This window comes from Streptomyces sp. SID3343 (assembly GCF_009865215.1).
In the GTDB taxonomy this organism is placed as follows: Bacteria; Actinomycetota; Actinomycetes; order Streptomycetales; family Streptomycetaceae; genus Embleya.
Genome location: NZ_WWJX01000299.1, coordinates 1 through 8118, shown reverse-complemented (window position 1 = coordinate 8118; position 8118 = coordinate 1). Strand labels below are relative to the sequence as shown.

8 protein-coding genes are annotated in these 8118 nt (G+C 70.4%); 6 read left to right on the top strand and 2 right to left on the bottom strand.

What is annotated here, in order from left to right:
* The first annotated feature begins 105 nt into the window (after window positions 1-105).
* The 4 genes from GT354_RS10285 to mshC all read left to right on the top strand — a co-directional run bounded on the left by GT354_RS10285 (window position 106) and on the right by mshC (window position 3799).
* On the top strand, window positions 106-831 hold the full coding sequence (locus GT354_RS10285) for an MSMEG_4193 family putative phosphomutase (protein WP_161355972.1): 726 nt from the start codon (window positions 106-108) through the stop codon (window positions 829-831).
* A gap of 122 nt (window positions 832-953) precedes the next feature.
* Window positions 954-1523: a DUF3090 domain-containing protein gene (locus GT354_RS10280; RefSeq protein WP_161355971.1), complete on the top strand. Its 570-nt coding sequence runs from the start codon at window positions 954-956 to the stop codon at window positions 1521-1523.
* The gene (locus GT354_RS10275; protein ID WP_237534588.1) at window positions 1520-2344 is read left to right on the top strand and encodes an SCO1664 family protein; all 825 of its coding nucleotides are present in this window, start codon (window positions 1520-1522) and stop codon (window positions 2342-2344) included. The genes GT354_RS10280 and GT354_RS10275 overlap by 4 nt, the downstream gene beginning before the upstream one ends.
* Window positions 2345-2572: 228 nt before the next feature.
* A complete protein-coding gene (gene mshC / locus GT354_RS10270; RefSeq protein ID WP_161355970.1) occupies window positions 2573-3799 on the top strand; it encodes a cysteine--1-D-myo-inosityl 2-amino-2-deoxy-alpha-D-glucopyranoside ligase in 1227 nt (408 codons plus the stop codon).
* 192 nt (window positions 3800-3991) lie between these two features.
* Here the strand turns inward: mshC and GT354_RS10265 are convergent, their stop codons facing one another.
* On the bottom strand, window positions 3992-4195 hold the full coding sequence (locus GT354_RS10265) for a cold-shock protein (RefSeq protein ID WP_161355969.1): 204 nt from the start codon (window positions 4193-4195) through the stop codon (window positions 3992-3994).
* Window positions 4196-4662: 467 nt separating this feature from the next.
* Between GT354_RS10265 and GT354_RS10260 the strand changes: the two genes are divergently transcribed.
* Window positions 4663-5082 (top strand): DUF6508 domain-containing protein, encoded by a 420-nt coding sequence (locus GT354_RS10260; protein WP_161355968.1) that lies wholly within the window; start codon window positions 4663-4665, stop codon window positions 5080-5082.
* A 444-nt stretch (window positions 5083-5526) separates the two neighbouring features.
* On the opposite strand, the gene GT354_RS10255 is transcribed toward GT354_RS10260, so the two are convergent.
* The gene (locus tag GT354_RS10255) at window positions 5527-6405 is read right to left on the bottom strand and encodes a TIGR04222 domain-containing membrane protein (RefSeq protein WP_161355967.1); all 879 of its coding nucleotides are present in this window, start codon (window positions 6403-6405) and stop codon (window positions 5527-5529) included.
* Window positions 6406-6757: 352 nt separating this feature from the next.
* On the opposite strand from GT354_RS10255, the gene GT354_RS10250 reads away from it, so the two are divergent.
* On the top strand, window positions 6758-8086 hold the full coding sequence (locus GT354_RS10250) for a M20/M25/M40 family metallo-hydrolase (protein ID WP_161355966.1): 1329 nt from the start codon (window positions 6758-6760) through the stop codon (window positions 8084-8086).
* The last annotated feature ends 32 nt before the right edge of the window (window positions 8087-8118 follow it).

Here is an 8118-nt window from a genome sequence, read left to right as displayed (position 1 = left end):
CACCCACCCGCGCACCCGCCCCGAACAACCCACAGGGCCAAGCGGCCACGAACAAACCCACAGGGCCACGCGGCCCCGAACAAGCCACGAACTACGCTGAACGGCATGACCACGGTGCTCCTAGTCAGGCACGGACGTACAACCGCCAACACCGCCGGGATCCTCGCCGGCTGGACCCCCGGCGTGTTCCTCGACGAACGCGGCGAGCAACAGGCCGCGGCCTTGGCCGCGAGAATCGCGACGGTGCCGCTTGCCGCGGTGGTGACCAGTCCGCTGGAGCGCTGTCGACAGACGTCCGAGGCGATCCTGAGCGCGCGCGTGGGCACCAAGCTCGCGGTGGACGCCGGGGCGCAGGTGGACGAGCGCGTCGGCGAGTGTCGCTACGGCGATTGGACCGGGCGCGACCTCAAGGACCTCGCCGGCGAGCCGCTGTGGAAGACCGTGCAGATCCACCCGAGCGCGGTGACCTTCCCCGGCGAGGGCGGCGAGGCGCTGCGGACGACGCAGAACCGGGCCGTGGACGCGGTGCGGGAGTGGAACGAGCGGATCGCCGCCGAGCACGGCGCCGACGCGACCTATCTGGTCTGCTCGCACGGCGACGTGATCAAAGCCCTCGTCGCGGACGCGCTCGGGATGCACCTGGACCTGTTCCAGCGCATCCAGGTCGACCCCTGCTCGCTGACCGTGATCTCGTACGGCGGTCTGCGTCCCACCGTCGCCCGGCTCAACGACACCGGTGGCGCCGTCGACGCTCTGGTGCCCCCGCCGGGCGGTCGGCACGAATCCGCGTCGGGCGACGCGGTGGTGGGCGGCGGAGCCGGCGCGCCGTAGGGTGCTTCGGAGGGCGTGCGACCTTGCCCGCCCACACACCTTTGTACGAGCCCCTCGGATTCGAACCGATCCCGTACGAACCCGTCCCGTCCCCCGCTCTCGACAGAAACACGGAGCAGCTCGTGCCCCGCCAGGTCTTCCTGTACGACCCCCCGGAGCGGTTCGTCGCCGGCACCGTCGGTGAGCCCGGCCAGCGAACCTTCTTCCTCCAGGCCTCCGCGTCCGGACGCGTCACCAGCGTTGCCCTGGAGAAGACCCAGGTGTCGGTCCTCGCCGAACGCGTCGACGAGCTGCTCGACGAGCTCGTGCGCCGAACCGGCGGCGAGACCGCCGTACCGGCCGTGACGCCGTCCGAAATGGAGGATTCCGGGCCGCTGTTGCCGCCGATCCTGGAGGAGTTCCGGGTCGGCACGATGGCGCTCGCCTGGGACGCCGACGACGAGCGGCTCGTGGTCGAGGCGCAGGCCCAGGTGCCGGACGACGACAGCCCCGAGGACACCCTGCTCGGCGATGACGACGACGAGGAGGGCCCGCCGCTGCTGCGGGTGCGACTGACGGGTGGTCAGGCTCGGGCGTTCGCCAAGCGCGCGTTGCTCGTGGTGGCCGCGGGTCGGCCCGCGTGCCCGTTCTGCGGGCTGCCGATGGACCCCGAGGGCCACATCTGCCCGCGCGCCAACGGATACCGACGTTGACCGACACGGTCCTCGACGCCGCCGCCGTCCCGGAGCTGCTGCGCCGGGGCGAGCTGGCGGTGCAGGCGCGCCTGGAGGACGCCTCCAACGCGACGCTGTACTGCGTGGCCACGCTAGACGGGGTGTCCCTTCCGTGTGTGTGGAAGCCAGTCGCGGGTGAGCGTCCGCTGTGGGACTTCCCCGACGGCACGCTCGCGGGACGCGAGGTGGCGGCCTACGAGGTGTCCGAGGCGCTCGGCTGGGACATCGTGCCCACCACGGTGTTTCGCGAGGGACCGTACGGCGTGGGCATGTGCCAGGTCTGGATCGACCACAAGCCCGCCGACGACGAGCCCGAGCCGGTGGCGATTCTGCCTGCGGTCGACCCCGGGCCGGACTGGAAGGCCATCGCGCACGTGGTCGTCCCGGGCGAGGACGGCAAGGAACAGCCCGCGCTGCTCGTCCACGCGGCCGCGGCGACGCTGCGCCGGATCGCGGTGTTCGACGCGGTGATCAACAACGCCGACCGCAAGGGCGGGCACCTGCTGCCGGGACCGGGCGGGCACGTGTACGGGATCGATCACGGGATCTGCTTCCACGTCGACGACAAGCTGCGCACGCTCCTGTGGGGGTGGGCGGGCGAACCGCTCACCCCGACCACGCGAGCCGCGCTGACCTCGTTGGCGACCGATCTCGACGGTGCGCTCGGGGTTCGGCTCGGTGAACTGATTACGCCGGACGAGGTGGCCGCGACGCGCGAACGGGTGAGAGTTCTGCTCGACACCGACCGGCTCCCGCAGCCGGACGGCCGTCGCCACGTGATCCCTTGGCCGCCGATCTGACCACGGCCGATGTCGAGCCGGGCCACGCTCACGCAGCCGGACCGAAGGACGGCGTCGAGCCCGCCGCCGAGCGGCCTGGAACAGGTCCGAAGGGTGCGAGGAGCCGGCCCGAAAGGCGCGGGGAGCCGGCCCTGAAGACGCGCGGGGCCGGCCCGAAAGACGGCTCGGGAAAATTGATCCGTCAACCCTGGAAGATCTCCGGGCCCTACGGACGTTAGTCTCATACGTATGTATGCCTGGCCTGCTCCCGAGCTCCCCGTTCTCCCTGGTCAGGGTGCGTCCCTGCGCGTGTACGACAGCTCCGTGCGCGACGTTGTGACGATCACCCCGGGACCGGTCGCGCGGCTGTACGTGTGCGGCATCACTCCGTACGACGCGACCCATATGGGGCATGCGGCGACCTACGTCGCGTTCGACCTGCTTCAGCGGGTCTGGCGGGACGCGGGCCACGATGTCGACTATGTGCAGAACGTGACCGACGTCGACGACCCTCTCCTCGAACGCGCCGACCGCGACGGCATCGACTGGGTCGAGTTGGCGGAGCGTGAGACGGCGCTGTTCCGCGAGGACATGGCGTCGCTGCGGGTGCTGCCGCCGGCCAATTACATCGGCGTGGTCGAGGCGATCCCGCTGATCGTGCCGCTGGTGGAGGATCTGCTCGCCAAGGAGGCGGCGTACTCGGTCGACGGCGACATCTACTTCGCGGTGGCCTCGGACGAGAAGTTCGGCGGCGTGTCCGGCTACAGCGCGGCGCAGATGCTGGAGATCTTCGGCGAGCGCGGCGGCGACCCCGAGCGCGAGGGCAAGAAGAACGCCCTGGACCCCCTGCTGTGGCGCGCGGCGCGACCCGGCGAGCCGTCGTGGGACGCGTCGTTCGGCGCGGGCCGCCCCGGTTGGCACATCGAGTGCGTCGCGATCGCACTGAAGTACTTGGGCATGGGCTTCGACGTCCAGGGCGGCGGCAGCGACCTGGTCTTCCCGCACCACGAGATGGGCGCGTCGCACGCACACGTGGCCACGGGCGAGGTGCCCTACGCCCAGGCGTACGTACACGCGGGCATGGTCGCGCTCGACGGCGAGAAGATGTCCAAGTCGCGCGGCAACCTGGTGTTCGTCTCGAAGCTGCGCCGCGAAGGCGTCGACCCGATGGCGATCCGCCTGGCTCTGCTGGCCCACCACTACCGCAGCGACTGGGAATGGACCGACCAGGTCCTCGCGGACGCCCAGACCCGCTTGGCCACGTGGCGGGCCGCGGTGGGCCGCCCCGACGGCGCGGACACCACGGAGCTCCTGGCCACGATCCGCGAACGGATGTCCGACGACCTGGACGCGCCGGGCGCCCTGGCCGCGATGGACGCCTGGGCCGAGCACCAACTGACGCACGGCGGCGACGACATGTCCGCACCGGGCGTCGCCTCCCGAGCCCTGGACGCCATCCTCGGCGTGGCCCTCTGACCCGAGCCCACCCGAGCCCACCCGAGACTCCCGAGCTCCCGAGCTCACCCGAGGCTCCCGAGCTCCCGACAAGCAACCGAACAGCCAAACGCCCGAAGCCCCGAAGCCCGAACCCCGGCGGCCCGAGCACGCCCGAAGCCCCGGCCGCCGGATCCCGAGAGGATCCCGACCGGGGCTTCGCGACTCAGCTGTTCACACCACGTGCACGTTCTCCGCCTGCGGGCCCTTCTGCCCTTGCACCACGTCGAACTCGACCTTCTGGTTCTCGCTCAACTCGCGGTAGCCGTCGCCCGCGATCGCACTGAAGTGCACGAAGACGTCCGGACCTCCGCTGTCCTGATTGATGAAGCCGAAGCCCTTCTCGGCATTGAAGAATTTGACGGTCCCGGTGGCCATGGCGCGTCTCCTGCTCGGCAAAATCGGTGGGGCACCGCAACTAGTACCGCCTCGACGCCGTTTCCGCCCTGATTGTCACCCTCCGGTGGCGTGTCGCCGACCGTCTCGTCACCGGTGTGTGCGGTGAGGGAGCCGCCGCCGGGCGCGGCGCGAGTGCCGCAGACGTGCCCCCGGTCGGCCGCACCCCCGCGACAGCCGACCGGGACGTCGTGAGGTCTCGTCCTCACCGTGACCCAGCAGACCATGCCGGACCGACGTCCGGCACGGTTGGCGACCAACCGGAGGGGAAGCCCTCGAATCCGGATGGAGACCCTCGATTTCCCTCAGGCGGGTGGCGGACGGCCGATCGTGTCATGGGAGTTCGCGGTGTGTGAGGTTTCGCGCCGCCCGCCGACCCGGCCGCTCCCACGACGCCTGCCGTGCGGGGCCGGCATTCGGCCCTCGTCGGCCAACCTATGCTCGTGGTCATGACGATCGAACGTTCCGAAGACGACCTACTCGTGGCCGAACTCGATGCGACGCAGAGTGCGACGTGGCGCGAGATGCGCGAATTGGTCGCAAGCGGGGCGGTTCGGGACTGTGCCGTGCCCTGGACCACGACCGGGGGTTCGTATCCGATCTACGACGGACCGGTGGGACAGGCGCGCAACGTGCTGGTCATGGTCGGCGCCGTGACGCCGCTGTACGACTGGATGAACAACGGTACGCCCGCCCTCTCGGCGCACGGCACACTGAGCCCCCCGGACGCGATCCGGGCCGCCACCGCGGTGATCCGCGGTGAACGATTCACCGATGGCGTCATCGCCAAGGCGGCCGAGGACGGCACGATGCACGCCGTGTTGGCCGCCCTGCTCGGATGGTACGACGAGCGGCGGCCCCGCCCCTGACCACACCGGCGGCGCCGCGCCCGGCTCGCACCGGCCGTCTCCGTCGCGGATCGGCCCGGCGCGAGCCGACCGCCCTGCGCGAGCCGCCGGTCCGGCACGCCGAAGTGGATCGGCCGGTACTCCTCGCCCACCGCCTCCATCGTCTCGACGCCGACGATCGCTTTCGTCCGACGGGGACGAACACACACGACATTCGTCCGACATAGGAGAGAACGACACGGGAGAGAACGACCCAGGAGGGAACGACCCGGGAGGGAACGACGCGGGAGGGTACGCCTTTTCGATCTCCACTCTTCCCGACCGCCCGGGCGAAGTGCGTGAACCACCCATCACCGTGCGCGACTTGACTGGTCGCGGACCCGGCTCATCCGGGCCGGCCGGTGCCTTCACCTCGGCGTTCCCGGGGCGCCCCGTCGTGCCTCGATCCGTTGCCCGCCGGCGGCGTCAGCCGCCGCAACCGCCCCCGCCGCCACATCCGCCGCCGCCCCCGCAACTGCTTCCGCCACCGCAACTGCTGCCACCGCCACCGTCGCCACCACCACCGCTGCCGCCACCCGTGCCGCCGTAGGCGACCAGCGCCGAGCGTGCCTCCGGGTCGGGGTGGGCGGCCAGTCCCATGCACGCGACCGCGAACAGGCCGACCATCGCGCCGGCGCCGACCGAAATGCCCGAGCGCGTCTGAACCCGCACCTGGGCGGTCAGGTCACGCAGTGCCTTGCGCCCCGCGCGGGTGGCCAGGAACCGGGTGTTCACGGCGCCGATCAGCACGAACGTGACCCCGACCATGGGAATCAGATAGAAAACGGGGCGCCCTTGCACGATCCCGTTGACCAGTCGGGCGATGCCGACGAGCACCAGGACCAGGAGCAGCCGCACCGGGATCTTGCCGATCCGGCGCGCGAGCTTGGAGTGCACGAGGCCGCGTTCGACCAGGCTCTCCCGGATCGATTCCGACATCGGGCTGCGCGACCACGCCCGCAACAGCGCGAGCCGGGTACCGCTCGTCGTGCGCACCGAGTCGAGCACGGCCGCGGCGACCGGGTCGGTGGGCCGTACTCCCGTCGCGGCGCTGACCCGACCGGCCCGCTGGACGTGGACGTGGCCCTCGGTGATCAGCGATGCCAGGGCGGTGTCGCCCACCCGGATCGCCCCGCCCGCCAGGAACGCGGCGTCGTAGGGTCCCAGTTCGCGCCGGACGGCGGCGGGCGCGGCCCATGCCATCACGATCCGGAACACGATCGCGAGCACGAGCAGGCCCACGGCGATCGTGGCGTACACCTTCAGGAACTCCGGTCCGGTGAGGCCCCACGCGGTGCCGTTCATGACGCCCCTCCCAATGGTCCGATTCATCGCCGTTGATCGCGTTGTTCGCGTGTTCGCGTTGTTCGCGATGTCCGCGTTGATCCGGAAGGTAGCAGCGGCGCGTGTGGGCCGGTCAGAGGCATCTCCCTACGTTCGGATCGACCCCCGATCCAACTGACTGATCATCAGAAACCTGCCTGGACCACACCGACTCGCCGCGCGGGTGCAGGATGGTGGTACACCCGTACGCCGCTACATCCGTACGCCGTACACCTGTAGCCCGATACATCCGTACATCCGTACATCCGTACATATCGGTGGACCCGCACGCTCGTGCCCTTCCGCCGTTGCCCAGGATTCCAAGGAGCCCGTCATGACGGAGGCTGTCCGTCCCCAGCCCACCACGACCGCGGAGGACGAGGTCGTCGACCTGTGTCGGGATCTGATCCGGATCGACACCAGCAACTACGGCGACGGTTCGGGCCCGGGTGAACGGGCCGCGGCGGAGTATGTCGCCGAGAAGCTCGCCGAGGTCGGCCTGGAGCCGAAGATCTTCGAGTCGGAGCCCGGCCGTGCGAGCACGATCGTGCGGATCGAGGGCACCGACCGGTCCCGGCCCGGTCTGTTGATCCACGGCCACACCGACGTCGTTCCCGCGAACGCGGCGGACTGGACCCACGACCCGTTCTCCGGCGAGGTCGCCGACGGCTGTGTGTGGGGTCGCGGCGCGGTCGACATGAAGGACATGGACGCGATGGTGCTCGCGGTCCTGCGCGACCGGGTGCGCACCGGTCGGCTGCCCTCGCGCGACATCGTGCTCGCGTTCGTGGCCGACGAAGAGGCCGGCGGCGTCTACGGCGCGCGGCACCTCGTCAACAATCACGCCGACCTGTTCGAGGGCGTCACCGAGGGTATCGGCGAGGTCGGCGGCTTCTCCTTCACGGTCAACGACGACCTGCGGCTGTACCTCGTCGAGACCGCCCAAAAGGGCATGGACTGGATGCGGCTGATCGTCGACGGCACCGCCGGCCACGGGTCGATGATCGCCAAGGACAACGCGATCACCGAGCTGGCCGAGGCCGTCGCGCGGGTGGGTCGTCACAAGTTCCCGATCCGGGTCACCAAGACCGTGCGTGCGTTCCTGGACGAGATCTCCGACGCGCTGGGCATCGAACTCGACCCGGACGACATCGAGTCGACCATCGAGCGGCTCGGCCCGATCGCGAGCATCATCGGCGCGACCATCCGCAACACCGCACAGCCGACGATGCTCAACGCCGGCTACAAGGTCAACGTGATCCCGGGGCAGGCGACCGCCCATCTGGACGGCCGATTCCTGCCGGGCTTCGAGGACGAGTTCCACGCCGAGTTGGACGCGGTGCTCGGTCCGCGGGTGCGGCGCGAGACGGTGCACACCGACCAGGCTCTGGAGACCGGGTTCGACGGCGCGCTCGTCGAGGCCATGTCGGCCGCGCTGCGGGCGCACGACCCGGCCGCGCGGGCGGTGCCGTACTGCCTTTCCGGGGGCACGGACGCCAAGTCCTTCGCCGACCTGGGAATCCGCTGCTTCGGTTTCGCGCCGCTCAAGCTGCCGGCCGATCTCGACTTCGCGGGGATGTTCCACGGCGTGAACGAGCGGGTGCCGGTGGACGGCCTGAAGTTCGGCGTGCGCGTGCTCGACCACTTCTTGGACAACGCCTGATCGGACCACGCCCGATCGGACAACGCCTGATC